Source organism: Paenibacillus sp. FSL P4-0127, assembly GCF_038007325.1.
GTDB classification, from domain to species: Bacteria; Bacillota; Bacilli; order Paenibacillales; family Paenibacillaceae; genus Fontibacillus; species Fontibacillus macerans.
Genome location: NZ_JBBOWY010000001.1, coordinates 4,019,973 through 4,045,715, shown reverse-complemented (window position 1 = coordinate 4,045,715; position 25,743 = coordinate 4,019,973). Strand labels below are relative to the sequence as shown.

General features: G+C 53.6%; 20 protein-coding genes and 2 pseudogenes. 2 read left to right on the top strand and 20 right to left on the bottom strand.

The window, feature by feature from the left end; genetic code table 11:
• Positions 1-339: 339 nt before the first annotated feature.
• The 13 genes and pseudogenes from NYE74_RS18275 to NYE74_RS18220 form a co-directional block, all read right to left on the bottom strand.
• Positions 340-1,134 carry a hypothetical protein gene (locus tag NYE74_RS18275; protein ID WP_124331992.1) on the bottom strand — a complete coding sequence of 265 codons (795 nt, stop codon included), beginning with the start codon at positions 1,132-1,134 and terminating at the stop codon, positions 340-342.
• A 254-nt stretch (positions 1,135-1,388) separates the two neighbouring features.
• A complete protein-coding gene (locus NYE74_RS18270) occupies positions 1,389-1,706 on the bottom strand; it encodes a winged helix-turn-helix domain-containing protein (protein WP_051985411.1) in 318 nt (105 codons plus the stop codon).
• An 865-nt stretch (positions 1,707-2,571) separates the two neighbouring features.
• Positions 2,572-3,357, bottom strand: coding sequence for an ABC transporter permease (locus NYE74_RS18265; protein ID WP_124331991.1), 786 nt, complete (start codon positions 3,355-3,357; stop codon positions 2,572-2,574).
• A gap of 7 nt (positions 3,358-3,364) precedes the next feature.
• Entirely contained in the window at positions 3,365-4,168 is an 804-nt protein-coding gene (locus tag NYE74_RS18260) for an ABC transporter permease (protein ID WP_124331990.1), read from the bottom strand.
• On the bottom strand, positions 4,161-5,210 hold the full coding sequence (locus NYE74_RS18255; RefSeq protein WP_036622594.1) for an ABC transporter ATP-binding protein: 1,050 nt from the start codon (positions 5,208-5,210) through the stop codon (positions 4,161-4,163). The genes NYE74_RS18260 and NYE74_RS18255 overlap by 8 nt, the downstream gene beginning before the upstream one ends.
• Before the next feature lie 659 nt (positions 5,211-5,869).
• Positions 5,870-5,947: pseudogene (locus NYE74_RS33340) on the bottom strand (PEP-CTERM sorting domain-containing protein); the annotation flags it as partial.
• A gap of 7 nt (positions 5,948-5,954) precedes the next feature.
• Positions 5,955-6,881: an alpha/beta hydrolase gene (locus NYE74_RS18250; RefSeq protein ID WP_124331989.1), complete on the bottom strand. Its 927-nt coding sequence runs from the start codon at positions 6,879-6,881 to the stop codon at positions 5,955-5,957.
• Between the two features lie 12 nt (positions 6,882-6,893).
• A complete protein-coding gene (locus NYE74_RS18245; protein ID WP_036622590.1) occupies positions 6,894-7,922 on the bottom strand; it encodes a FecCD family ABC transporter permease in 1,029 nt (342 codons plus the stop codon).
• Positions 7,915-8,952 (bottom strand): FecCD family ABC transporter permease, encoded by a 1,038-nt coding sequence (locus NYE74_RS18240; protein ID WP_155619445.1) that lies wholly within the window; start codon positions 8,950-8,952, stop codon positions 7,915-7,917. Before NYE74_RS18240 ends, NYE74_RS18245 begins: the two co-directional genes overlap by 8 nt.
• A complete protein-coding gene (locus NYE74_RS18235) occupies positions 8,949-9,995 on the bottom strand; it encodes an ABC transporter substrate-binding protein (protein ID WP_316561623.1) in 1,047 nt (348 codons plus the stop codon). Before NYE74_RS18235 ends, NYE74_RS18240 begins: the two co-directional genes overlap by 4 nt.
• A 120-nt stretch (positions 9,996-10,115) precedes the next feature.
• The gene (locus NYE74_RS18230) at positions 10,116-11,762 is read right to left on the bottom strand and encodes an AraC family transcriptional regulator (protein ID WP_051985410.1); all 1,647 of its coding nucleotides are present in this window, start codon (positions 11,760-11,762) and stop codon (positions 10,116-10,118) included.
• 76 nt (positions 11,763-11,838) lie between these two features.
• Complete coding sequence (locus NYE74_RS18225) at positions 11,839-12,819, bottom strand: glycerophosphodiester phosphodiesterase family protein (RefSeq protein ID WP_316561624.1); 981 nt, start codon at positions 12,817-12,819, stop codon at positions 11,839-11,841.
• Between the two features lies 1 nt (position 12,820).
• A complete protein-coding gene (locus tag NYE74_RS18220) occupies positions 12,821-13,540 on the bottom strand; it encodes an FHA domain-containing protein (RefSeq protein WP_244927432.1) in 720 nt (239 codons plus the stop codon).
• Positions 13,541-13,710: 170 nt separating this feature from the next.
• Between NYE74_RS18220 and NYE74_RS18215 the strand changes: the two genes are divergently transcribed.
• Positions 13,711-17,061, top strand: a complete 3,351-nt coding sequence (locus NYE74_RS18215; RefSeq protein WP_326045635.1) for a DEAD/DEAH box helicase — start codon at positions 13,711-13,713, stop codon at positions 17,059-17,061.
• Positions 17,062-17,654: 593 nt separating this feature from the next.
• On the opposite strand, the gene NYE74_RS18210 is transcribed toward NYE74_RS18215, so the two are convergent.
• Positions 17,655-18,014: a discoidin domain-containing protein gene (locus NYE74_RS18210; protein WP_227872773.1), complete on the bottom strand. Its 360-nt coding sequence runs from the start codon at positions 18,012-18,014 to the stop codon at positions 17,655-17,657.
• 66 nt (positions 18,015-18,080) lie between these two features.
• Positions 18,081-19,235: pseudogene (locus NYE74_RS18205) on the bottom strand (glycosyl hydrolase family 8); the annotation flags it as partial.
• 332 nt (positions 19,236-19,567) lie between these two features.
• Between NYE74_RS18205 and NYE74_RS18200 the strand changes: the two are divergent.
• Positions 19,568-19,750, top strand: coding sequence for a hypothetical protein (locus NYE74_RS18200; RefSeq protein ID WP_036622582.1), 183 nt, complete (start codon positions 19,568-19,570; stop codon positions 19,748-19,750).
• 69 nt (positions 19,751-19,819) lie between these two features.
• Here NYE74_RS18200 and NYE74_RS18195 read toward each other — a convergent pair whose 3' ends face one another.
• From NYE74_RS18195 to NYE74_RS18175, 5 genes are all read right to left on the bottom strand, one after another.
• On the bottom strand, positions 19,820-20,908 hold the full coding sequence (locus NYE74_RS18195) for a GerAB/ArcD/ProY family transporter (RefSeq protein WP_051985408.1): 1,089 nt from the start codon (positions 20,906-20,908) through the stop codon (positions 19,820-19,822).
• A gap of 19 nt (positions 20,909-20,927) precedes the next feature.
• Complete coding sequence (locus tag NYE74_RS18190; RefSeq protein WP_341005060.1) at positions 20,928-22,169, bottom strand: Ger(x)C family spore germination protein; 1,242 nt, start codon at positions 22,167-22,169, stop codon at positions 20,928-20,930.
• Positions 22,170-22,173: 4 nt separating this feature from the next.
• On the bottom strand, positions 22,174-23,745 hold the full coding sequence (locus NYE74_RS18185) for a spore germination protein (RefSeq protein WP_316561643.1): 1,572 nt from the start codon (positions 23,743-23,745) through the stop codon (positions 22,174-22,176).
• A gap of 132 nt (positions 23,746-23,877) precedes the next feature.
• On the bottom strand, positions 23,878-25,149 hold the full coding sequence (locus tag NYE74_RS18180; protein WP_316561642.1) for an MFS transporter: 1,272 nt from the start codon (positions 25,147-25,149) through the stop codon (positions 23,878-23,880).
• Positions 25,146-25,625: a MarR family winged helix-turn-helix transcriptional regulator gene (locus tag NYE74_RS18175; protein ID WP_036622576.1), complete on the bottom strand. Its 480-nt coding sequence runs from the start codon at positions 25,623-25,625 to the stop codon at positions 25,146-25,148. The genes NYE74_RS18180 and NYE74_RS18175 overlap by 4 nt, the downstream gene beginning before the upstream one ends.
• Positions 25,626-25,743: the final 118 nt, after the last annotated feature.

Sequence of the window (25,743 nt, the reverse complement as noted above, 5' to 3'; positions counted from 1 at the left end):
AATACGCCTTTCCTCCGGTTCCATTACAAAAAATACCGGGCTCCTGATCCCAGGAAACCGGCATTTTTAACTGTACACCTCCATCGTCATGCCATCGTTTGTATCCGTCCCGTTCGTATACTTGGTATAGGTGATGCTCAGATAGTCGCTTAAATCAATATTTTTATCTAGGGACTTATCGGATGTTTTGCTGTACATAGGACTGCAACTGACCAATGAAGCGGTTAAAAGAAACAATACAACTAATTTCATACCAACGTTTATTCTTCCCATATTCCCCACCTTTGTTATGAAACCCGGGAACAAAACATTGTCCCCGGGTGCAACCTATTTATTGTATTAAAAACTATAATAATACCGCCCACTAAAAGATACGTATTCTGACCAATCTACCCCAAAATCTTCTACGGTCTTTTTCCAAAGATCCAGAACCGCATCAGGAAGAGAACCATTATCCCTTTTTTCTACAGTACCTGATTTGTCATTATCCAAATTTCTAACATTCAGTTTAGTTCCATGTTCTGGATTATCAATGTCACCCCGAGTAGCCGCATCGCCATGTTGTAATTTACGTTCCTTTTCTCCCTTTTTATCCGTAAAATTGGTAATTCGCCCTTCACCTTGCACTTTGCTTTTTGAAATGATTATCGTATTATCATGTTTACCATAGGTGTAGGTTCCAACCGGCTTTCTGGTTCCTTCTGGCAAAGCCTTATATTTAAAAGGAACAAAGACACCATCGTCTTGGATAAGAAATTGTTTAATATAGCCTTCGCCGTCATACTCAACTCGCAAACCGGGTTGCGGTGCTGGATTTTCAATTTTATATACCGGATAGTTTGCCGCTTCCGCTTTAATCTCGTTTACTAATTGATTTTCTTCATCAAGCGCCTTTTGTTCGTCCGGGGTAAGGTTGGATTTCAATGGCTTCACACTGGAATTAGATTCAGTTACAGGTGTTCCCTCTTCAACGATCACCATCTGATTATTCGCATCATATTCAATCACGGTTCCAGCATTCATTCTATCAGGGACTTGGTCATTTTGAGATTCAGCCGAAACCATCGATGTAATACAGAGACCTACTAAGCAAGTTGCAGATAGAATTTTGAACATATTTTTAATAACCTGCAATTTGCTGCATCTCCTTTATTTGAGTTTCGACGCCTCGGGCTTTTCATGATGTTGCGAACAGCTTGCAATTCTCTCCTAGTAAGCAAAAGACACCTACACCACATTAACAAATGGTTTCTACCAAAAGTTACAGCTAATGAGTTTTTCATAGATCACCCCATTTTCTACATCTCCTGTTATTTATTTCACGTTCATTATAACAACCATTTCATGTCGAATTTCTTTCAATCATTCAAGTTATTCGACAAAAATGCCTATTCCCTATTTGCCGTTAGCATATATCCGATGCCTTTTATTGAAATTAAATATTTTGGTTTTATTGGATTTACTTCAATTTTTTTCCTCAATCGACTTATGTACACCTGCAAATCACTTACGCTTATTTCAGTAAAAAGTACAGATAAAAGCTCATTATACCGAACGATATGACCTAAGTTCTCTGTTAATCGTGTTAACAACAGAATCTCGCTATGTGATAAAGCACATGGCAGATCATTTTTCATGAAAATAGACTTATCAAAGTCAATATAACTGTCTCTTCCAAGGGGCAACTTATGGATTGTCAGGTTCATATTCTTGTTTCCTCTCTCTATTTTCCAATTATTAGAATAATATAAAAGAGAGCGACTTGTCCTTACAGAATGGTTACACTGGCGGTTACAAAGTCATTACAACTATATACAGCCCCGCCGAGAACTGGAAGAGATAGTTGCAAAATATACATTTACTTATCCGGAAATGCTGCCACAACGCTTGATTAAATGTAAAACCTGCAATTCCTACGCTATATTTCGAACAGCAGCAAAGAGACGAGGAAATACCTGTATGAAATACAATTAAACGATTGATTGGGTAAATGGATATAAAGTCAGTTGTATGATTTGCAATTCATGGTCAGAGCTAGGCCGATCCAAGCACATTTTTTTCCGCCATCCTCCCAGCTCATAAGGTGAAATAAATAGGCAGCGGTGTTTTTCTGTTTTGGTCAAGGCTAAAAAAACCGGATTACTGGTTACGAATAACCAATAATCCGGCTTTTCCGAATGACATATTCGCTTCTAGTGCGTGTTCAAAAAGCCGGCTTTTCAGCACCGAAGCTTATGCTTACGATATGCGTTTTTTCATAACGCTTTAGGTTGGATAAAGCTAGCGACGTCAGGAGCGGAGCGTACGTTTGGGTACGTGAGCGCCTGAAATGTTTCCGTAAGAAACATGCTTCGGAAGCATAAGCCCGGCCCGGCTGAATTCAAGATTCGTCGTCGAGACCGCTTCCTGGCCTGATTCGGATAAGAAAAACGTTATCGACGTATATTCAAGGAAGACAGACCGTGCTTAGCGGTAGTTTTTCTTGCGATATAAGGAAGCCGGTACTTAGCAGTCAACTCTTCCTTATATCTTCAAAAGATGACTTTTGGAACAACCTCTTACAGGCAAAAGTTAAGACCCCGCTCCCCGGTACCGCTTCATGCCATAGTTCCAAGCGGTGATCCCGATCGCCAGAAAAACCGCGCCAACGACCGGAGTGAGCCAGGCCATCATCTGCATCTCCTCCCGCTGCAAAAACAGCGAGGCCGGATAGACGCCAACGAAAGCGAACGGCAAAATCCAGGTCAGCAGCACTTGAATCGCCCGGTTGTAAATCGTCACCGGATACCGGCCGTACCCCTGCACGTTGTACATCAGCGGCAAAATGCCGGTCGGCGCGTCGGAATAAAACGACAGCGAGGTCAGCGTCGTATAAATCCCGGTGTAAATGGCAACCGCGCTTAATGTGAACAAAATCAGGGCCGGGATTGTCCACCACTCAAAATCGAGGCCCAATTGCCCCCCGCTGACGCCCATGATGATCAAGCCGATGATCGAGCCGACGAGCGCCGGCGGATCGACGTTTTCCAGAAAGATCTGGAACAGGTTGTAGGCCGGCCGAGTCATGATCCGGTCCATTTCGCCTTTGACGATATAACGTTCGCTAAAGTTCCACATGTTGACGAAGCAGCTGAACACCCCAAACGGCACCATAAAAAAGCCGTAAACAAACACCACTTCACTTTCGCTCCAGCCGCCGAGGCTGTCGGTATGCATGAAGATGACGAAAATGAAGATCAGGTTCGTCGCCTGAAACAGCAAATCGGAAATGACCTCCACCCAAAAATCGGCGCGGTAGGTCAGCCGGGTTTTCATATAGTTTTTCAAATATTCGCCAATGAGGCCCAAATAGTACATATTGTTCTCAACCTCCTTGAACGAACAGGCGCCGCCGCGACGCATGATACAGCCAAACCATCGGAATCAGCAAAATCACGAACCAGACGACCTGAATGCCCAGCACGCTCCAGATCGAGGCGCCTTGAATCCGGCCCGTAAACACGGAGCCCGGCAAATAGGTGATCGCTTGAAACGGCAGGTAATTCATGATCCCCGAAAGCCAGGATGGAAACAGGCTGATCGGAATGATGAGCCCCGAAAACAGGTCGACGACAACGCGTTTCATGCGCATGAAGCCTTCGTTGTTTTCCACGAAAAAAGCCATCAGCCCGGTAATCACGTTGAGCTGCGAATTAATCAGAAAGCTGAAAAACAGCATCACGAGGAAACCCGCCCAAGCGGAAGGCGCCGTCGGCAGCTTCACCGGATACAGCAGCATGGCGATGGCCATGCCGGGGATCATGAGCATCATGAAGCGAAACATCCCTTCGCCAAGGCCCTGCATCATTTTGACCATCAAATAGTTATAAGGGCGGATAAACTGGATGGCGATGCTGCCGTCGCGGATATCCGTGGAGATTTCCCGGTCGAGATTGTTGAAATAAAACGCGCGGGCCATCCACGATACGGCCAGATACGTGGTCATTTGCGAGGCGGTAAAGCCGCCGAGTTCCCCACCTCCGCCATAGATCGCTTTCCACGTAAAATAATAAACCCCGATGTTCAACGTATAAATCAAAATGCCCGAATAATAATTCACCCGATAGGCCAGCATGGTCAGAAAACGAATGCGGATAAAATCGATGTAAGCTCCTAAGGTGTTAGACATGGACCACCGCACCTTCGCTTTCGGCCGGCTCGTCCGGTTTTTTCTCCGCCGAACCGGCCTGGTAGATGCTGCGCACGATTTCGTCGGTGTTCGTCTCGATGATTTTGATATCGGTGATGTCCGCTTTGCCGACGACTTGCCCCAGCACCTCGGACACGCCGATGTCGAGGGGAATCCAAACCTTGGCGTTCAAATCGTTTTCCGCCGTCCAAACGACCGGCAGCGAACCGGTCCAGGACCGGAGCTGATCCAGCTTGGTCGCCATCCCGAATTGGAACAGCACCTCCCTGCCTGTCCCCCAGCGGTTTTTGAGTTCCTCCAGGCCGCCGTCGTAAATGATCCGGCCGTCGTCGAGCATGATGACCCGGGAGCACAGCGCCTCGATGTCCTGCAAATCATGCGTGGTCAGCAAAATCGTCGTTCCGTGCTCGCGGTTCATGTCTTTCAGGAAATCGCGGATTTCCGATTTGACCACGATGTCCAAGCCGATCGTCGGTTCGTCGAGGAACACGATCGACGGGTTGTGCAGCAGCGCGGCCACGAGCTCGCAGCGCATCCGCTGCCCCAGGCTCAGCTTGCGCACCGGGCGGTTCAGCAGCTCCTGCAGTTGCAGCCGTTCCACCAGCTCGTCGAGCCGCTTCTTGTAATCGGCCTGCGGCACGCGGTACACCTTGCGCAGCAGCTCAAACGATTCGATTACGCCGATGTCCCACCACAGCTGGCTGCGCTGCCCGAACACGACGCCGATATGCTGCACGAATTTCTCGCGCTCCTCATAAGGCACAAAGCCCCCTACCTTCAAATGTCCCGAAGTCGGCACCAAAATGCCGGTCAGCATTTTGATCGTCGTCGACTTCCCGGCCCCGTTTTCCCCAATATATCCGCAGATCTCCCCTTCCGGAATCTGAAAAGAAATATCTTTAACGGCGGCCACTTCGTTGTACTCCCTCTTGAACAAATCAAGAAAGGCCCCTTTGAGGCCTTCGCGGTTTTTCTGCACTTTAAACGTCTTGCGCAAGTCGCGCACTTCAATGGCAGCCATGTCATCCCTCGCTTGTATATAAATTTTAGCCCGCTAAAAATTATATAGTAACTTCCACCAAAGCACCAGACCTTATAAGCGCATTCTTCTATCGGATGTTCGGAAGCGCGGCACGCCTGACTGAACTTCCTGTCACTAAGCATAACCGTCAGGTCTAAAACATCTCTAAACGAATACTTAAAAAAGTATAAAAAAGAGGGGGAAGGTTGCGCCGATACAAAATTTAGTCTGAAAAGCGGTTGGCGAGAAGCCTGTGAGGCGGGCGGTTATACCGAAGAAAGGCGGGGCGCAGTACAGGGCATAGGTACAGGACGTAACACTGAGAATAGCACAGGGAGTAGTAAAAGGTGTTGTATATCAAGCGTGATGAAGTGTTGCACGGGGGATGTGTGAATCGCGGATTTCCAAAGTACTGGACAAAAGTCGCTAGCGCCGCAACAAATCTGAACCTAGAACCGTTCTAACGGTTGCCCTGGCACTAGCGTTGCGTTAAATCTGACAAGATACATTTTCTAGCTACACCAATATTCTAACGGTTGCCACAAGCGCTATTTGTTCTAATACCGTTGATTTCAAACTGTAACGGTTGCCATGGAGCTTATTTCGCCGAAAACCGTAATTTTTGCTTGGATTCAGGCAAATAACGGCGCTGGCAACCGTTAGAATTTCGAAAAGGTCTTTTTTCGGCAAATAGCCGCTGCGGCAACCGTTAGAGTTCCGGCTAGGCTGGCGGGCTCGGGCGTATCACGGTAACCGCGGCGGCAAGCTTAATGTTTCCCCAACGCATGGCTTCAGCATATCGCGAATCACCCGGACGATAAACGGAAACAGTACCGATAGATGGGTTTCCTCCGCGAAACATGTGTAGGATACGCGGAACCCGGGGATGCCGGCGGTATTCAACCGTTCGTACAATGCTTTGGCGTCTTCGATCATATGCGACTTTTCCAGGCTGCCGACGCCAAGATAAAGCCCGCTGGGCGGCTTCGCCTCCCCTGCCGGGGAGTTCACGGTTACCGGGGAATCCCCGGCGAAACCATCATCTGAGGCCGGCCCCGGCCCCGCCGCTTCCCTCCATTGCCGAATCAAGTGTTCCGCGACCGGCACGATACAGCGATTTTTCCACCAGATCGACGGGCTTCCGGCGGCATAATATTGAAAAGCCCGGGACCGCGTAAACAGCGTGTAAAGCACCAGCCAGCCGCCCAGCGAGTGGCCGAACAACGTTTGACGGGTGCGGTTAATCGGCACCTCCCGCTCGACAAGCGGTTTTAACTCCTCTTCGATAAACGCCAGGAACTGCTCCGCTCCCCCGGTTTGCGGCCACGGTACATCAATCGGGCGCTGCGGCAGCTCCTCATGATCAGCATGGATCGTAAAATCATAGAAACGGGCGTCCGTGTCAAACGGCTGATCCGTCTCATACCCGATGCCGACGACGGCGGAAGCTTCCAGCCGATGGGGTCCGCGCGCATGCATGCGCACCGCCTCCGCCATCGCCCCAAAACAGGCGTTGGCGTCGAGCAAATAAATCGCCGGGAAGCCGCCCTCAGGGGCCGGCCCGTCCGGCTTCCACAGCATGATGCGGTAATCGCGTCCGCCGCGGCTCTTCATTTTCCATTGCTTAGCCCCGGGGATACAAAACGGCTGTTTCTCCAGCGTCTGATTCATGATGGCCCCCTCCTAACTTCTTCTTGCCCGATATAATTGGTAAACGAAATAAGGCACCCCGATGATCGAGATGACGATGCCCACGGGCAACTCCACCGGCGCAAACACCGTCCTGCCGATCAAGTCGCCGATGATGACCATCGCCATCCCGATCGCGCCGCAGGCGGGAATCACATAGCGGTAGTGGATGCCGACCAGCCGCCGAGCGATATGCGGGGCGATCAGCCCGACAAAGCCGATGCTGCCCGACACCGCTACACAGGCGCTGACAAGCCCGATGCTGCAAACGAGCAGCCACTGCCGCTCTGCTCCCGCCCGGACGCCCAGGCCGATAACGCTCGTCTCATGCAACTGCATCATGTCGAGCACGCCCGCTTTGCGCCAAATGACCGGGATGAGCACCAGCAGCCACGGCAGCGTCGTCAACACCTGCTCCCAGCTGGCGCCGTATATGCTGCCCGTCAGCCAGACCGTGGCCATTTCGAAATCCTGGGGATTCATCTTCAGGGATACGTACAATGTAATGGCGCCAAAGCCCGAGCCAAGCGCGATGCCGACGAGGATCAAGCGCTGGGGGTCGATGATTCCATTCCGGCCGGAAAAGAAATAGAGCAGCGTTGCCGCGGCGAGACCGCCGATCCAGCCAAACAGCGGCATCGATAAAACCGAGCCGAAACCGCCGCCATTCACCGTCCCCTGCACAAAAAACATAAACAAAACCACCGCCGTCCCCGCCGCGGCATGAATGCCCAAAATGCCGGGATCGGCGAGCGGATTTCGCGTGATCCCCTGCAGCGCGGCGCCGGCCACGCCAAGCCCGCAGCCGACCAAAGCGCCGATCACGATCCGCGGCAGCCGGAATTCGAAGATGACCAGGTCGCGGTCCCGCTGCGGATCGATGCGGAGCAGCGTCCCGAAGACATCGCGAACCGACAGGTCAAACGACCCGTTTGTAAGGCCGAGGTACATCCCGCATAACGCAAGGCCGCAACAGACGGAAAACACCAGCCAAAACCGCGCCGAAGAATAAGGCCTACTCACTTCTTTCCCCTCCTCTCGTCTTGATCAAGTAGAGGAAATAAGGCACGCCAAACAGCGCGGTAACGACGCCGACCGGCACCTCGAACGGCGGATTCAGAAAGCGGCTGAGCAAATCGCACCAAGCTAAAAACAAAGCGCCAAGCAGCGCCGCAAACGGAATCACCCTCCGGTAATCCGGCCCTACCAAAAGCCGCGTAATATGCGGCATGATCAAACCGACAAAGGCGATTTTCCCCGCGATCGCCACGGCGGCGCCGGTCATGACGACGACGCCGAGCATTGCCGCCGCTTTGATCAGCTTGACGTTCAGCCCCAATTCCGACGCCAGCTCATCCCCCAACGCAAGCGCCGTTACCGGACGGGCCAAGAGCAGGGCGAGCAGCAGTCCGAAGATCCCGAAAGGAACGGCCAGCCACAGCATTTCCGGTGCGATATCGTGCAGCCGGGCGTTGTACCAGAAGCTGATATTTTGCGATACCTGAAAATAACTGGCCAGGGCCTGGGACACCCCGCCGAGAAAAGTGCCCAAAAGCGTGCCCAGCACCGCCAGCATGACGGGGGAGGAACCGCCGGGCAGCACCCTGGATAAGCCGAACACGAGACACGCGCCTAGCGCCGAGCCGGCCAGGGAATACCCGATCATCCCCATGTTCGTCGTTCCCGGCATAAACGCCATGCACAAGGTGACCGCAAACGCCGAACCGTCCGAAATCCCCATTATGGAAGGCGAGGCCAGCGGATTTCTGGTAATTCCCTGCATCAAGGCGCCGGAAACGGCGAGCAGCGCGCCGATCAGCAGCGCGCCGAGCGCCCGGGGAATCCGGGACGCGCGGACGATCTGATGATCGATGTTGCCCGCATCAAAATGAACGACCGCGTCCCATACCTTATCGTAGGTGATCGGCTTCGTTCCGTGCAGCACCGACCCCGCGATCGTGACGGCGATGAGCAGAATGCCCAGAGTCAGGAGGCCCGCTATTCTCAGCTTGCGTGTTCCCGCCGGCGTCCCGGTTCGAATATTCCCGCTCATTCCATTACTTCGGCAAGCCGTTCCTGCGCCGCTTTGAGGAATTCGATCCGGCTCCACGCAGGGCCTCCTTCCGCCAGCGGATCGATCACGTTCACGAACACTTTGCCGTTTTTCACCGCATTTACGTTTTTGACGATCGGGTCATTCAAAAATTCGTCCAGCGCCGTTTTCGTCTCCTGATTCTCATCGCTCGCAAACTGAATAAACAAATAGTCCGGATTCATCGCGGCAAACTGCTCGACCGTCACTTCTTCCTGCGCTTTGGCCGCGGCAACCTCCGCCGGCGCCTTCAAACTAAGATCCTCATACAAAATCGGGTTCAAAAATACCGTTTCCGGATAAATAAACAGCTTCCCGGTACGGATTCGCACCGTCAGCACGTTTTGATCCTGGAGTTTCCCGGTCAGTTCCGCTTTGGCTTTCTCCAGATCGCTTTGGTACTCCGAAATCGCCTTGTCGGCCGCCGCCTGCTTCCCCGTCAGCTCCGCCAGCAGGTTCAAATTCGCTTCCCAGTCGACGGCCAAATGCGAGACGAGGACGGTCGGCGCGATTTTGCCGAGCTTCTCCGCTACCTCTGCGGGAAATTTCGTCGAGCCGAGAATAACGTCCGGTTTAAGCTTCAGAATCGTTTCGAAATTAGGCTGGATTTTCTCCCCGATCGATTCCGCCTGATCCGTTACCTTGGCAAAACGCTCCGGAAAAGCTCCGCCGAACGAAATCGCGCCTACCGGATGCACGTCCAGCACCAGGGCATCCTCCATCGACTCCATCGATCCGGTAATGACGATCCGCTCCACCTTGGCCGGAACCTGATAGGTCTGGCCCAAATATTCAAGCGTGCGCGTTCCCGTCCCGGCTGCCTGCCCATTCCCGGCGGCATTTGCATCCGCGGCCGGATTCGCCGGCGCATTCGATGAAGCGGCATTCGCGTTCCCCGCAGCGTTTTGCCCCGCCCCCGCTTCATCGCTTTTCCCCGACCCGCACGCCGTCAGCGCCAATGTAAACAGCAGGATAAGCAACGCTGCCCAAGTCAATTTTTTCATCTCTCCGTAGACCCCTTTCCATATGCGGACAAAATCATCATCGCTTATTTATGATAATGATTATCATTGTCGATTATAAAAAGAGGACTTCCGCTTTACCATGGATTATCTTCGGAACAATTATGGACATTCTCCCGGAAACAACCGGGCAAGCTGCTCCAGCATGCGGAGATGCGCATGCGGGGAATATTCGAGCCACGGGTCCGATGTCAGCATGCGCACCTTTTGCCGTTCAACGGCGGGGAGCGCCAGCCATTCCCGGCGCTTTTGCAATCTTCCCCACGCATCGATCGTCTCGCTGTCCTGACGCACTATCATCAAAATATGATCGGGGTTGATTCGTCTTAGCTCCTTCAGGCTTACCGGCCGGTTGTAAACGTCCGTTTCCCCGGCATAAGCGGGAAGCAATTCCAAATCGCCGTACAATAGCCCGGCCATGCCGCGATTGCAGTGGAGAAACAGGCTTTCGTCCACCATGCGGATCACGGCCACCGTTCCCTGGCGGAGCGCAAGCGGCAGCAGTTCTTTCGTCCGCTTCAATTGAAAAGAATAATCTTCCAGCCATGTTCCGGCCTGCCATGTTTCGCCCAATTCCCCGGCCAGCGACGCAAACTGCTCCCGCCAGTCGAGACGGGAAACGGCAAGCAGCTTCACGGGAGCAATCCGCTCCAGCTCGGCTTGTTCTTCCGGCGAAATCGTATCGGCGGCGAGGATCAGATCGGCGGAAATTTGCCGAAGCTGCTCCAAATTGGCCCGCCAGTCCTCGTTGTACCGGTAAGCGCTGAACTGCACCGGAATTTCCCCGCTGAACTCGCGGTAATAGTATTCCGTCCACTTGGGATGGAGCGGCGCCGCGTGCGGCAAAATCCCCAGCGGCACCAGATAGCCGAGCACCGGCGGGCTGTAGGCCGCCAGCTTCCGGCGGCTGCTTTGCATATAGGCGCTCGGCGATACGCCGATCTCCTGTTTAAACTTGCGGCTGAAATAAAACTCATCCGTATAGCCGATCATGTGCGCGATGTCGCGCAGCTTGGCCGGGGACTGCGCCATCAGCCGCTTCGCCTGCCGCATACGCAGTTCCGTAACGTATTCGATCGCACTTTTGCCATATTTTTTCTTATATAACTCCACAAAATATTTCGGGCTTAGCTCCGCGATCCGGGCCAGCCGCTCGATCGTAATCGGCTCGGCGTAATGCTCCTCGATGTAACGTTTGGCGTATTCCACGGCCGCGCCAGCGTTTTCCGGCTTTGACCGGCGGTTCCGGTAAATGTGAAAAAGCATTTCCTGCAAATCGATCTGACAGCGGAAATGCCCCATCTCGTCCTCGCCATGCCATGTCCGATACAGATCGGCGCTCATCGCCGCCAGCTGATCGTTTGGATAAACGAACATTTTTCCCGAACGCGGCAGCGCTTCGGAAGAACGGTCTATTCGGAGGATGCTCCGCCCCTCGCTGTGACCCTTTTGCGGGCAGGCAAACACATCGAAGTAAAAGGCATACAACTCGGCCTCCCCGCTCCGCTCGGCGGCGCCAAACGTCTGCCCCGGAACCGCGAGGAAAACGCTGCTCCGGTCCAGCTCCGCCGGCTCCTGGTCGATGATCAGCCGCACGCTGCCCCGAACCGCCACGATCAAAACAAACGCCATGGCCAGTTGCTGCCTTAAGACACTTCCGGTATCGCCCTTTACGTTCTCAACGGAACGAAGCCGGAATGATAACTCACCCAGCTTGCTTAGTTTCAAGTCATTTTTCGCCTGCTTCATGTTCCGACATCTCGCTTTATCGATATACTTATGTACTAGCTTTAAGTATATGGATAGCCGTACTCAACATCAATCCTTAATCCTTGCCCAGTTCCGCGCTGATTTTATCGATCCGGTTCGTCCAGATCCAGCCGGAGTATCCGGCCGGCAGCCGCTTCAGGTCCTCCGCCGTGTCGAAGCCGCTGGAAAAATCGCTGCCGTCGCCGCCGACCACAACAACCCGCGTGTCGACCGAGTCCATCCGGTTCAGAAACTTGTCCGGCCACCCCCAAATCCACGGGGCGATTTTCTCGGGAATGTGCAGTTCCGTATTCCGGCAAGCGGCCGGAATGTATCCCGTCCACCCGGAAGCCTCGTACGACAGCAAACATCGCTTCAGCGCCGCCTTGGACATGACCCGCAGGTCCGGCAACTGCTCCTGCAGCGTGCGGATCGGCTCGTCGCCGCCATAAACGGTCAGCAAGCTCCGCTCCTCCGGGGGCCTTGTCGATAAGAAATCCGCCAGCTGCGTTCCTTCCTCCGGATCATTGCTTTTGACGTGAATGAGGAACGCTTTGCCGGGAAAATGCTCCAGCACCTCCGGCAGCGACGGCATCAGCCCGATGCCTTTGCCGCGGAACGGGTACGTCGCCCCTTGGTCCGCCGTATACCCGTAGCCGATATCCAGCATTTTCAGCTCGGCCAGCGTATAATCCTTCGTCGTCCTTGGCGCATTGGTCCGGCAATCCAAGGTCCAATCGTGAAACACGGCAAACTGCCCGTCCTTAGTCGGCTTGACGTCAAGCTCCACCATATCCGCCCCCGCCGCAAACGCCGCTTCCATGGAAGCGATCGTATTTTCCAAAAAGGGATGCTCCGGCTCGTAAATCCGCTCCGCGGTGCAGGTATCGTTCTCAACGCCCTCCAGCGGAAAAGTTTGCGCCAGTCCCCGGTGGGCCAGCAATTTAGGCTCGCCGCCCCGCGAAGCCGTGAAGTGCGATGAATTGTTTATGTAAACGAAAACGAGAAAAGCAAGCAGGAGCCACGTCCTTTTTCGCCTTATCATCTTTCTGAGCATGTTATGACTCCTTCTCCAAAATATACCCGCTGCCCCGGACCGCGCTGATCTGGAACGTGTCCCTGCCGAACTTTTTGCGGATGCGGTAGATCAGCGTGCTTAATTCGTCCATCGCGACGTCCGGCAGGCCGTCCGGGCCGCTTTGCCGGTCATACCAAACCCGCTGTTTGATCGCCGGGATCGCCACCAGACGATTGGGATGCTCATGGAGCAATTGAAGCAGCAAAAACTCCCGTTCCGACATCGAAATTTTTACGCCGCCCACGATGCATTCCCGTTTTTCCCAATGAATCACGACATCCTCGCCCTCCGTCTCTTGCCCGTACGGCAGATCATCCGGCGGTTCGAATTCCAGTGTCTGCTCCCCCGGCGAATACGAAAAATGCAGCACGCCCGTTCCTCTTGCCAGCTTAAGGATATCGTTCGTTTCCAGCATATAGGGAGCATTCGGAATCATCCGCACCCCGTTCAGCTCCGTTCCGTGACGGCTGCCGCGGTCGTATGCCACGACCCGGTCCCCCTCTTTCCGCAGGGTCAAATGCTTGCGGGAAATGAAGATATTCGTGAACGCCAGATCCGGGGCGCTCCCGGAAGAGGCGCGGCCGATCTCCATAACGTTCTGGCATAAATTTACGCACGATCCGGGGCGGAACGGCTCCCCCCGAAGAATATAAATACAGGCGAAAGTATCCAGCCCTGCTCCCTCCATTCCATGCAACATCATCATCTTATCTTAATTTGCGGGCGGGCAACATGGCAACCCGGCTAACAATACACTGACAATTGACTGATGGCGTTGGCGCGAGCAAAATGGGCCGGGCGTTTTTCCGATGGTCCCTTTTCTGTTATCATAATGGGAGATCATTGTCGAACGGAGAAAGGAAATAAACCATGAGCTTTCAACTAACGCAGCGTGTGATCAAATTGTTGTGCGGACGCATTTCTTACGAGCGCGGAGAGGCCTATTACCGGGCCGGGAAAGTAATCTTTCAGCAAATCGACCACGCCTCCCGCGTCTACGCAGCGGATGTGTCGGGAACGGGCCTGTATCACGTATCGGTGCAGATCGATCAACACGGGGACGTCCACGCGGAGTGCAATTGTCCGGCTTTTTATACCTATACCAATTATTGCAAACATATCGCGGCGGTACTGCTGGGCGTGCACGATCTGCAGCAAAACGGCAAGCCCCCGGTGCGTTCTTATCCTTCCCTGCTGCATACGGGACTTGAGGAGGACGAGCGATATGGGGAGCGCGGGGCGGACGATGCTTTGGGCGCGGCCCGGAACGCCGCTTCCCAAGCGCGTCCGGTTGAAATTTCTTCCCGGGACATCTGGATCGCCCGCGACATGATGCATTTGTTCGAGGACAACACGAAGCAGCCGCTGCGCGCCGGAACCCGCTTCGATGCAAGAACGCCGCTGCAAGCCGTTTTTACGCTGCGTCCCGTACCTTACGGGTACCGGAAGTATATGTTTGGGCTGGAGATGAAAGTCGGGGAGAAACGGCCTTATATCGTCAAAAACATCCGGGACTTTCTCGATAAAGCAGGCCGGCGCGAACCGTTCGTCTTTTCCAAGCATTTCTGCTACGATCCGGACCGCCACAGTTTTCTGCCGGCCGACGAGCAGCTGCTGCAGCAGCTCATTGAAATTAACCGCAACGAGCGGATGTACACGGAAACCTTGGGCGGTTATATGCCTGCCAAGAAATACGGGAACGGGGACCGGCTGCTGCCGATCCCGCCGTTTTTTTGGGACCGCGTGCTGCCTCTGCTGACGGAAGCCCCGGCTGCCGAGCTGGAGCAGGATGGACAAACCTGGCCCCGCCTGGCGGTTTCCGATGAACCGCTGCCGCTGCAATTCGAGCTGGGCGAAGCCGGGGACAACCACTTTCATTTTGCCGTCCGCGGTCTTGACGATTGCATTGTTTTGGAAGATTACGGGGTCATTCTGACCGCAGGCAAAATCATAAAAAAGCCGGCGGCGGAGTGCCGGCGTCTGGCGGAAATCAAACATCTGCTGGCGACGGCCCGCAAGCAGCGGATCATCGTTCAGCCGGAGCAGATCGAGCCTTTTGCGGAAAAAGTATTGCCCGGACTGGCCAAGCTCGGCAAAATCGAAATCGAGGACAACGTTGCCGGACGGATGGTCCGCACGCAGCTTAAAGCCAAGCTGTATCTGGACCGGGTGAAGGATCGCCTGCTCGCCGGACTGGAGTTCCAATACGGGGACATTATTTTTAACCCCCTGGAAGAACATGGCCCCAAGCGGGGAAGCGACCTGATTTTGCTGCGGGACAGCGAAAAGGAACGGCAAATTCTCGAGCTGATGGAAGCAAGCTCGTTCGCGAAAACGGAAAGCGGCTATTTTCTGGACAACGAAGAAGCGGAATATGAGTTTCTGTACCATGTCGTGCCCGAGCTTGAGAAGCTGCTTGAAATTTATGCCACATCGGCCGTGAAGGTTAGGCTTCTGTCCGACCTGCGGCCGCCCAAAATTTCCGTGGAGCTGGACGAGCGTACGGACTGGCTGGAGTTCCGCTTTGACATGGACGGGATCAATGAATCGGAAATTCGCGGCTTGCTGTTGGCTATCGAAGAAAAAAGACGCTACTACCGCCTTCCGAACGGAGCGTTGATGCCGCTGGAAAGCGCCGAATTCCAGGAAATCGTCAAATTTATGAACGAGTTCGGCATTCGCCGGAATGAAATTAAAGGCAGCGAATTCCGTTTGCCAGTCAGCCGCGGGATTCACCTCCAGGAGCAGACGGAGCCGGGAAGCCCGATCAAGCTTGGCAAATCGCTGCGGCAGCTGCTCCATAACCTGCGGAATCCGGATCATCTGGACTTCCCGGTTCCGGCGCAGCTCTCCGGCGTTTTGCGGGATTACCAGGCATACGGTTACCAGTGGTTAAAGACGCTGGCCCATTACCGTTTCGGCGGGATCTTGGCCGACGATATGGGCCTCGGCAAAACGGTGCAATCAATCGCTTTTATCGTATCGGTGCTCCCGGAGATCGCCGCGTCCGGGCAGCCGGCTTTGATCGTCTCGCCCGCTTCCTTGATTTACAACTGGAAAAACGAACTGGAGAAGTTCGCTCCCGAAATCAAGGCGGTGATCGCCGACGGCAGCAAAGCCGAACGGGTGAGGGCGCTCAGGGAAGCGGCCGAAGCCGATGTGATCATCACCTCCTATCCCCTGCTGCGCCGGGACATCGAGCAATTTGCCGAACTGTCGTTCCATACGCTTATTTTGGACGAAGCGCAAAGCTTTAAAAACTATGCCAGCCAAACCGCGCAAGCGGTCAAAAGCCTTCAGGCGCGGCACCGGTTTGCCTTGACGGGGACGCCGATCGAAAATTCGCTGGAGGAGTTATGGTCGATTTTCAGCGCCGTGTTCCCGGAGCTTTTCCCAAGCCGCCAAGCGTTTAACGAGCTGTCCCGGGATACGATCGCAAAGCGGATTCGCCCGTTTTTGCTGCGCCGCGTAAAAACCGACGTGCTTAAGGAGTTGCCGGAAAAAATCGAGTCATTGCAGGCGACCGAACTGCTGCCTGAACAGAAGAAGCTGTACGTCGCCTATCTGGCCAAGCTGCAGCAGGAAACTTTGAAGCATTTAAACGAGGACGCCTTCCAGAAAAACCGCATCCGTATTTTGGCCGGACTCACGCGGCTGCGCCAGCTATGCTGCCATCCCGCCCTGTTCGTCGACGGTTACGAAGGCGGCTCGGCCAAATTCGAGCAGTTGATGGAAATGGTGGAGGAATGCCAAAGCGCGGGAAAACGCGTGCTGATCTTTTCGCAGTTTACGGAAATGCTGGGGCTCATCGGCCGCGAATTGGGATACCGGGGACTGCCGTTTTTCTATCTGGACGGGAAAACCCCCGCTTCCGAACGGGTGGAGCTCTGCAGCCGGTTTAACGGGGGCGAGCGCGATCTGTTCCTGATTTCCCTGAAAGCGGGCGGCACCGGCCTGAATCTGACCGGCGCGGACACCGTCATTTTGTACGATTTGTGGTGGAACCCCGCGGTGGAGGAGCAGGCCGCCGACCGCGCCCACCGGATCGGACAAAAAAACATCGTGCAGGTGATCCGCCTGGTCGCGCAAGGGACAGTCGAAGACAAAATGTACGAGCTTCAGCAGAAGAAAAAGAACCTCGTGGAGGAAGTGCTCAAGCCTGGCGAGGAATCGTTCTCGGCGCTCACCGAGCAGGAAATCCGGGAAATTCTGATGATATGAAAAAAACCGCCGTAGAATTCACTCCGGCGGATTTTTCATGTGCAAATCCATGCTTTTGGCGTAGAGAGGTGAAGTAGGAACTTGGGTAGCTTACGTTGCGCAGCTTATGTTCAGTAGCTTATGTTACGCAGCTTATGTTCAGTAGCTTATGTTACGCAGCTTATATTGCCGGAAATAAGAGCAATTTATGTCGCTATTTTCGAGATTTACCTCTCCTGCGAAAAATAGCGGTACTTTTGGTCCTTATTTGAAGATCAAGCTTGGAAAACAGCGCCTTTTACCCCCATCTGTGTAGAATAGCGACAAAAAAATCCTCTATTTATGCTATTCTCCCTTTTTTGTAGAATATAAGGACATTTTATGCCGTTATTTCCGCGGGCTCCCGGACAACGGGACAGCCGGCCAGCGTGAGTGGCCAGGGGCCAGGGGGCAGCGACCAGCCGTCAGCAGCCAACGGCCAGAGGCTGACGGCCAAGCGCTAGCGGCTAACGGCCAACGGCTAGCGGTTAGCGGCTAGCAGTCACCAGTCACCAGTCACCAGTCACCAGTCACCAGTCACCAGTCACCAGTCACCAGCGATTATCCTTGCCGCGCTACTGCCCGGCAACCTCAAACTCGTATAGCGAATAGCCGTATGGGGTTCCCCGCTCGATCCCGTACATTCTTACGTATCTGGCCGGCTTGGAGTCCAGCGGGATTTCGTCCACGCCCCCGTCTCCGCTTGTCGCCGTGTAGACGTCCGTCCAGTGCTCGGGATCGCCATTGTCGGTGGATACCTGGATTTTATACTGCGTCGCATAGGCATCTTCCCAGCGCAGCTTAATGCCGGTAATTTGCCGGACCGATCCCAGGTCCACGTAGATCCATTCCGGGTCGCTGCCTTCGCGGCTGGCCCATCTCGTCATTTGATTGCCGTCGACCGCTTGGGCCGGCTCAAATCCCACGCCTTCCACAGAGCTGGACACCGCCGGCTTGTTTAAGGCCAGATTGGGCGTCGAAGGCGGCACGGTCTGGGCCTCCGGTTTCCACCAGTTGCCGGAAAGAAACAGCATGTTCAGCAAATTGTAGGTGTCGCTGAAATAGTCCTCTTTCTGATGGATCATCCAATCCCACCCGGCGTTAACCCATGCCTGATTGGCGCTGGAGGCCGTTCCCGCCGAGATGAGCGGAGCGGCAAACACCGCCGTGGCGTAGTCCCCGACCGCCGAGCCGTCCAGCTTGTACCCGTTTTTGATACCTGCGGGCGATCCCCCGGTCTTGCTTTGAATCCAGGCCGCCAGCTTGTCCGTGATCGCTTTGCCCCGCGTGTCCCCGTACAAGGCGTAATCCATCACGACGCGCAGCGGAACCCGACTTGCATTATAGTAATACAGGTTGGTTTCCTTGAACTCGTCCAAATACCATTCCGGCGCCGGCTTGGGCGGATTCCCCACCACAAAATCCGAGATCAGCCCGGTGTTTGGCGAATAAGCTTCGCTGAATTGCCGGTACACATTGTATAAACTATCGATGACGTGAATCCAGGTTTCATCCTCCGTCACTTCGTAAAAAGCCCGAAGATGGCTGAACATCCAGTCCGAAGGGCGCGTGTTGAGAGCGTCTTTGGAATCCCAATCGCCCAGGTTCAAGCGGTAGGTCTTGGTCACGTAGCTGGTTTTGATGCCGTCCGTGATCATTTTTTTCGCTTCCTGCAAATAGTTGACCGGTCCGCCCGATCCCCATTGATTGTGAGCGAGAATAAGCGAGTAAGCGATGTCGAGATCGCCGTCGGTGGCCGAACCGAAATGCCCTTGCGCGGCCGGATCGTCCGCCACGACCCAGCCCATCAGGTTGGGATTGCCCGAGCTTTTGTAAGCCCTTGCCGTTTTAAACAAACCGTCGTAAATCGTCCGGGCGTCGGGATCGTAGCCGGCCATCAGCGCGGTAATGATCATCCCGTACCCTTGACCTTCGGAGGAACCTAATGCGGTAAAGCCGTCCGGATCACCCGTGATGTCTCCTTTCACGTAATACCCGCCCGGCAATGATTTTAAGTCATGTTTGAGGTATTTCGCTTTCCAATAGTCGTAATACTCCGCCACGGCTTGGTTCATCTCCGTTTGCGTCACGTGATTCGGCTTAATAATCCCCGGGTAGCTGACCTGCTGCGGAAAAGGTTTTAATTCTCCGGCAGCGCTCGCACGCCGTTCCGGACCGAGCCATCCCGCCGAAACGAACACCGTCATGCAAATAAGCAGCAGACATAACCTTTGAAGCTTTAGAGCAGGTACTGCGGCTTTCCTTGTCAAACGCATCATCATTCCTCCTCGAATCGAAAGTGTAAATCATGGCTTACGTTTTCGGTTGTCGGATATGAATAGCAAGAATGTCCTTAAATGTATTTTATTACAATTGAACATGAAGTTAAAGCAAGACGGAAAGCGAAAATGTTTGTAATTGCGCGGATCGGGAAACGATAAATAAGGCAAACTACCATTAACAGAGTAAAACAACAAGGAGGAACAGCATGGAACAGCACAATGGACAGCACTCCCGCGACGAAGCCAAACTTCGCAATAAAATCGATCCCGCCGGCGACTCTATGGCCGAGCAAAAGAAAATGAAAAGCGGTGTGGACATCGAACCGGAAGCCGACGAATGGGTGGCCAAACCGGCGCCGTTTGCCAACACCGATTCCGCAAAACAATAAATCGCCGATAAAGATCCGCTTGGCCGCTGGCCATGGCGGATTTTTTTTAGGATATCGCCGGATTTTTTCTTACTGCTGTGGCCTTTTTTTGCGCTTGATCAGCATCGCCATGAACAGCAGCGCCGGAGCGCATATTTGAATCAGCGGGTACCACTTCAGCACAACTTCGAGGCCGACCCATATAAAATGCGAATAATTCGGAGATGTTAAAGCAGCACCAAAAATCGCTACGCCCACCGGAATGATCCATTTTTTATAAGGAACTCCGGTAACCCGGTCGCATCCCTGTACGGCGCCGATATAAAACAGAAGCAATTTGGCGCCTAGCCCGATGAACAAAACAACGACAAACAGCACATCCATCCTCTCAAACACTTCGGCCAATTCGATCAGTTGCACGGTCTGCAGCAGCGGAAAGGCTACCGCGTTCGCCAGTTTGGGGCCGAGCACCAGCACGTTGATTTGATTGACGGCCATTAGGAACACGGCAGTGCTCCCATAGGCGATCAAAAGCGCCTTGCGGGCATTTTGCTTCGTTTTCAGCCGCGAAAAAAATACCAGAAACAGCACCGGTTGAGCGAAAGGGAAAGAGATGATATTCGGGACTTCCTTCCAAACGGGCTTTAAGCCGTTTTCCAATACGGGGAGCATATTTTCAAAGTTCATTAGCCCCAGTCCCCCGATCATCGAAATGAGTGTCATATAACTTAAAACAACGAACGGAAACAAGACAAGACCGCAAAGAAACACGACCCGAAGGCCGTATCTGGCACTGCTGGCCACGATGGCGATCCCGATAAGCATAATGACCACCAGCGGGGTTCGGTTCAGCAGTACGTAAGCGGCCAATTCTCCCAAATCGCGCAAATTACGTGAGGCTTCATAAGCAAAATAAACGACGAACAAGGCGGAAAGCAGCGAACCTGCCGTTTTCCCCAAATATTTTCGGCACAATTCAAACAGATCGAGGTCGGGATCGCGGCGGTGAATGGCCCAGTACATCATTAAAAGAATGAACCCGGCAACGGCGGCGATGGCCATGGCTGCCCACGCATCTGGCCCGGCTTCACCGCCGATTTGAAACAACGTGGTGCTCCCGACCTCAAACAAAACAAATCCGCTTATAAATTCGGCAAGTCCGGATTTCTCCTGCTTCATGATTTACCTTCTTCCTGCTTCATCCGCCACCTGGGGCCGTTTTTTGGGACAACTGCTTAAACGATTTCTTCAATAAGCCGGGACGCTCGATTTTTACCGTCACATGCACTTCCAGTTCGATCTTGGAGAGTTCCTCTTCCCAGTGATCCTTCAGCTGTCTCCAGGCTTTAGGATCTTTCCGATGAATCTTTCCGGCAAATCCCGGCAAATCCACGCGCATTTTTTGCGCGGCTTCCCAACCCGTATTAACCGTATCGATAATCGTAACGCCAACTTCCCGCTCGAGCGCCTGTATCGTCTTTGGACTAAAGGGATCGCCCTCGCACATATATTCCATCAAATCTCCGCTGGCTTGAATGTTGACCTTCATTTTGTAATGATCCCCCGCCTTTACGGGCGTTATATTCGTTTTCGCTGTAATAATACGCAGGGAACCCTTAGAATCGGTCCGCGGACAAGTAAACGACAGAGTACTGCCCTTTACCTGATCGGTAAGCCAGGCAATGCCGTAACTCTGCGCCCGGTTCAGCCATCCCGCCAGCCGATCGCCTTTGAATACTCCCAGCCGCACGATTTTCATTTTAACGGGAGGAGAGGTGGTTTTGTTGATATCCAGGGATTCCAAAGGCTTTTCGCTGCCTTCCGGAACGCTTACAACCGGAACGCCGGCCGCCCGCGAGTCGGACGAAATTTTTTGCGCCAGTTGAAACAAGTTAATGACTGGAAAATAGGAAGAATTGTTTTGCTGCTTGCGCATAATATCCGCCAGGGCGCTGCCCGGAATTTTCTCCGGAGGCACCATATTTCTCAAAATATCCGAAGCCTTGCGATCCGTTACGGCAACCAGCACAGTTTCACGCGCTTCGACATTGCGGAAGTATAAATCTAAAATTTGGTTTATCCCCGTTTCCGCCGCCTCTTTGCCAATGACCGTAATTTCTGTATGACCGAAGTAAAGCCGGCGCGGGTTCTCCACATACCCTAAAGCGGCCGCTTCCCGAATCGTCTTGCCTTTCGTCGTAAACACGGACACGCTGGGCTGGGAGCCGCCGCCGCCGGTGCCCCCTCCCTGGCTTGCCCCCGTGGCGGAGGGAACGACAATCTGATAGGATATTTCCCAATCGTTTCCGGACCGGTCAAACCCCGTGGCTACGGTGATGCCTAGCTCATTCAGTTCTGTACGATTCCAGCATCCGGTTGCAGTAAGACATAGGACCGCTGCAGCGCAGCACAACAAAAACATCCGCATATTGACGCTCATTCCCCTACTTTTTAATCAGCCCGTCGTTCGGTACGGAGCCTTGTCTTGTTTTGTTGTCTTCATTGATGTACGCCGGACGCTGCTTCATCTTCGGCCAGGGCGCCCGAATAAAGACATCCTTCATATTTGCAAAGCTTAAAGGGGCGATCGGCAATAAATAAGGGACCCCAAACGATCTTAAGGAGACCAGGTGCATCAGGAGCGGGATCAGGCCGGCCAAAATGCCGTACAATCCAAACGTTCCGGCCAAGAGCATTAATCCGAAGCGGATTAGTCTGACCGCGGACGACATGCCGAACGTAGGGATGACAAAATTGGAGATGGCCGTAAACGATACGATGATGACCATCGCGGCGGATACCAAACCGGCTTGCACCGCAGCCTGCCCCAAGACGAGCGCGCCGACGATCGAAATCGCCGACCCGACCACCCGCGGCATGCGAACCCCGGCCTCGCGAATGACTTCAAACGTAATTTCCATCAACAAAGCCTCCAGCAGGGCCGGCAAGGGGGTGCCTTCACGCTGCGCCGCAAGGCTGATCAGCATCGTAGTCGGCAGCATTTCCGGATGGAAAGTGGTCACGGCGATATACAAGGAAGGAAGCAGCATAGCGACTAGGAAGGCAAGCAGCCGGATACCGCGCAAAAAGGTCGATATATCGTAACGCTGATAATAATCTTCGCTGGACAAGAAAAATTTGAAAAACGTGACCGGGCAAATCAGCACAAACGGACTCCCGTCCACCAGAATGACAACTTGTCCCTCCAATAAACTTCCCGCCGCGGCGTCGGGACGCTCCGTGTTCATGATTGTCGGAAACGGGGTGAACACTTTGTCCTGGATAAATTCCTCGATATAACCGCCTTCCAAAATGCTGTCCGTATGAATGGCATCAAGGCGGTTAAGTACCTCTTGAAGCACGGCAGGACTGGCAACTCCCTCGATATAAGCGACGACAACCTTCGTTTGCGTATAAGTCCCCACCGTTCTGCTTTCGAAACGCAAATCGGGGGACCTGATTTTTCGTCTCAGCAAAGCCATATTCGTGGACATCTCCTCGGTAAATCCTTCCTTTGGCCCGCGAATGACGGTCTGGGTCGAAGGCTCTTCGACCGATCTGCGCGGTCCCCCCGGTATGGGGGCAACGATGGCGCCTTCCGTCCCGTCGATAATGATCGCGGCCGAACCGGTCAATAAGGAGGAGATCAGATCGCTGCCGCTGGTAATCCGCTTTACGTTTCCGGTACTGATTTGTTCGGCGATCGGCCGGTGCTGATAGTCCCGATCCGCAGCAAAAAAACGCTTGTCCAAATCGTCGATCAATTCGCTTAAAAGCATTTGATCAATAAGCCCGCCAACATAACAGATAGCGATGTCCTCTCCTTCCGGACCGCGGTTTTGCAGCCGGCGAATGACGACGTCGGAGCTGCCCCCCATTTTTGAGCGGAGATAAGCAAGCGTACCGGATAATGAGCCGCCCAAGCCATCGCTTAATCTTTGACCCATTTCCCGATCCGCAGGGGCCGTGGCTCTCCCCCGGCTTCCTTTTCGTAGATTTCGGCCTAGTTTCCTCATAACGCGCCTCCAACCCGTGAACTAACAGTAATATGGCCTATATCCATAATTTGTATTCGATTCAAGGAAAGCCAAAAAGAGCGGGGCACAAAGGTCATTCCTTTGCGCCCCGCTCTTGTCAATAATGTTTTTTTAGTTTTCGCTTGCCCGCTCAAGTTTATCGTTCAATGGTTTCGAGGTTGCCCTAGCTTGCCCGCTCCGCGCCGCCGCCATGACCAGCAAATAAATGACCATGAACATGCCCATAAACCCGGCGGAATACCGGTACATTACGGCGTAATCCGTAGCGGAAGCGATCGCTCCCAGAATAACCGATCCGATCGCAACGCCGAAATCGGTGGAATTGTAAAACATGCTGTTGGCCGCACCGTATTGCTCGGGCGAGCTGCTTCGGATCATCCAGGCCTGTAGCGTCGGCTGAATCGCGCCAAAGCCAAGCCCGTACAGCAATGCCGACAAAATCAGCATGCCCAGCGACGTTGTGAACGATAGGATCACCATGCTGGCGATCACCGACACGGCGGCGGGCAAAAGAACGGCGGCATGTCCCCTGCTGTCGAAGATGCGGCCGGAGATCGGGCGGATAATGACGATCGTAAAGGCGTTAAACAGGAAAAACAGGCCAACCTGGGACAAATGGACAAACTCTCCGTAAAGCGCGATAAAGCTGAGCAACCCGCTGTAGGTAATCGCCAATACAACATTTAAAAAAGCGGGGAACAAGAGCTTGCGGTTGAAGCCGCGGGTTATCTTGCCTTCGCCTTCCTTTCGGCCGCCGGACGCCTCCTCTTGATTAACCTTGCCCGCTGCTTGGCCGCGGGATGCGGGCGGCAGCGCCCGGGTCAGCAGCAAAAGCGGAATCATGATCACCACCGCTGCCGAACCGGCCAGCGTCAATGTGCCGAATCCAAACAGCCCCATCACGTTAAGTCCGATCATCGGGCCAACCGACATCGCCAAGCTGGTGGACAAACCGAAATACCCGATGCCTTCCCCCATCCGCCGGACCGGTATGATTTGCGAAACGAGCGTCGGCAGAATCGTGCTGGCGATCCCGAAGCCGACCCCGTATCCGGCCCTGACGATCAGCAGCCCCCCGACGGAACCGGCCAGGCTGTTCAGCGCAGTCGTGGCCGCCGCGATGGCCAGGCCGATGAACAACAAGCTGTTCGAAGACATTCTTTTTAACAATGCCGCCGCCAAAAAGCGCGTAACGATGGCGGAAGCCGCAAACACGCTGGTCACCAGACTGACCTGCAAATCTGTGGCGGCCAATTCGTTTTTGACGTAAGCCGAAAATGAAGACAGCAGCATATGCAAATTTAAAAACAGCAAAAAAGTAGAGATCGTTAACGAAATAAACGACCTCGTCCACAATGGCTCGGATTGAATTGATGCTTTCATCTCTGATTTCTCCCACTCTCTATCTGATTGTGCTCCAGCTGCCTGGAAATGTGCGCGTTGACCCGCTCCAGCAAATTCAGCAGCATGAGGTACTCCTCTTCGGACATGCAGCGCTTCACCTCTTCCGTGACCCCTTGCTCCAGCGCGATTGTTTCCCGGATTAACGCCCTGCCGCGCTCCGTACTGAACACCGCAAAGGATCGGCGGTCCTGCTTTCCGGTCTGCTTGTAGATTAAGCCCTTGCTTTCCAATAAATCGAGGATGCGCGTGGTCGTAGGCTTGTCTTTGCCGCAGCGGTCGGCGATTTCTTTTTGAATCAAACCCTCGGATTGGTCAATCTGATTAAGCACGGACCACTGCTCCGGGGTAATGTCGTACTCCTTCAAACGATGCTGCAGCAATGACGCGATTTTCCGGTAGGTCACGCCCATAATGAAGCCGACCGCCAAGTCGGCCCCGCGTTGATCCGCCTCCATCCGCAATACTTCCCTTTCCGCAAATTAGTTGTTATAACAATTATATTATAGCTAACTTTTTTTGTCAAAGCCGCCGGCAGATTTTTTCCGCTGCATAGGTCATTATCCTTTCCTTTCG

What these genes read in the sequence shown, in the direction of transcription:
- NYE74_RS18225 (WP_316561624.1), bottom strand. Translation starts at nt 12,819, where the DNA reads ATGCTCAGAAAGATGATAAGGCGAAAAAGGACGTGGCTCCTGCTTGCT.
- NYE74_RS18190 (WP_341005060.1), bottom strand. Translation starts at nt 22,169, where the DNA reads ATGAGCGTCAATATGCGGATGTTTTTGTTGTGCTGCGCTGCAGCGGTC.
- NYE74_RS18260 (WP_124331990.1), bottom strand. Translation starts at nt 4,168, where the DNA reads ATGTCTAACACCTTAGGAGCTTACATCGATTTTATCCGCATTCGTTTT.
- NYE74_RS18265 (WP_124331991.1), bottom strand. Translation starts at nt 3,357, where the DNA reads ATGTACTATTTGGGCCTCATTGGCGAATATTTGAAAAACTATATGAAA.
- NYE74_RS18200 (WP_036622582.1), top strand. Translation starts at nt 19,568, where the DNA reads ATGGAACAGCACAATGGACAGCACTCCCGCGACGAAGCCAAACTTCGC.
- NYE74_RS18250 (WP_124331989.1), bottom strand. Translation starts at nt 6,881, where the DNA reads ATGAATCAGACGCTGGAGAAACAGCCGTTTTGTATCCCCGGGGCTAAG.
- NYE74_RS18175 (WP_036622576.1), bottom strand. Translation starts at nt 25,625, where the DNA reads ATGGAGGCGGATCAACGCGGGGCCGACTTGGCGGTCGGCTTCATTATG.
- NYE74_RS18235 (WP_316561623.1), bottom strand. Translation starts at nt 9,995, where the DNA reads ATGAAAAAATTGACTTGGGCAGCGTTGCTTATCCTGCTGTTTACATTG.
- NYE74_RS18270 (WP_051985411.1), bottom strand. Translation starts at nt 1,706, where the DNA reads ATGAACCTGACAATCCATAAGTTGCCCCTTGGAAGAGACAGTTATATT.
- NYE74_RS18220 (WP_244927432.1), bottom strand. Translation starts at nt 13,540, where the DNA reads ATGTTGCATGGAATGGAGGGAGCAGGGCTGGATACTTTCGCCTGTATT.
- NYE74_RS18240 (WP_155619445.1), bottom strand. Translation starts at nt 8,952, where the DNA reads ATGAGCGGGAATATTCGAACCGGGACGCCGGCGGGAACACGCAAGCTG.
- NYE74_RS18215 (WP_326045635.1), top strand. Translation starts at nt 13,711, where the DNA reads ATGAGCTTTCAACTAACGCAGCGTGTGATCAAATTGTTGTGCGGACGC.
- NYE74_RS18255 (WP_036622594.1), bottom strand. Translation starts at nt 5,210, where the DNA reads ATGGCTGCCATTGAAGTGCGCGACTTGCGCAAGACGTTTAAAGTGCAG.
- NYE74_RS18185 (WP_316561643.1), bottom strand. Translation starts at nt 23,745, where the DNA reads ATGAGGAAACTAGGCCGAAATCTACGAAAAGGAAGCCGGGGGAGAGCC.
- NYE74_RS18180 (WP_316561642.1), bottom strand. Translation starts at nt 25,149, where the DNA reads ATGAAAGCATCAATTCAATCCGAGCCATTGTGGACGAGGTCGTTTATT.
- NYE74_RS18230 (WP_051985410.1), bottom strand. Translation starts at nt 11,762, where the DNA reads ATGAAGCAGGCGAAAAATGACTTGAAACTAAGCAAGCTGGGTGAGTTA.
- NYE74_RS18195 (WP_051985408.1), bottom strand. Translation starts at nt 20,908, where the DNA reads ATGAAGCAGGAGAAATCCGGACTTGCCGAATTTATAAGCGGATTTGTT.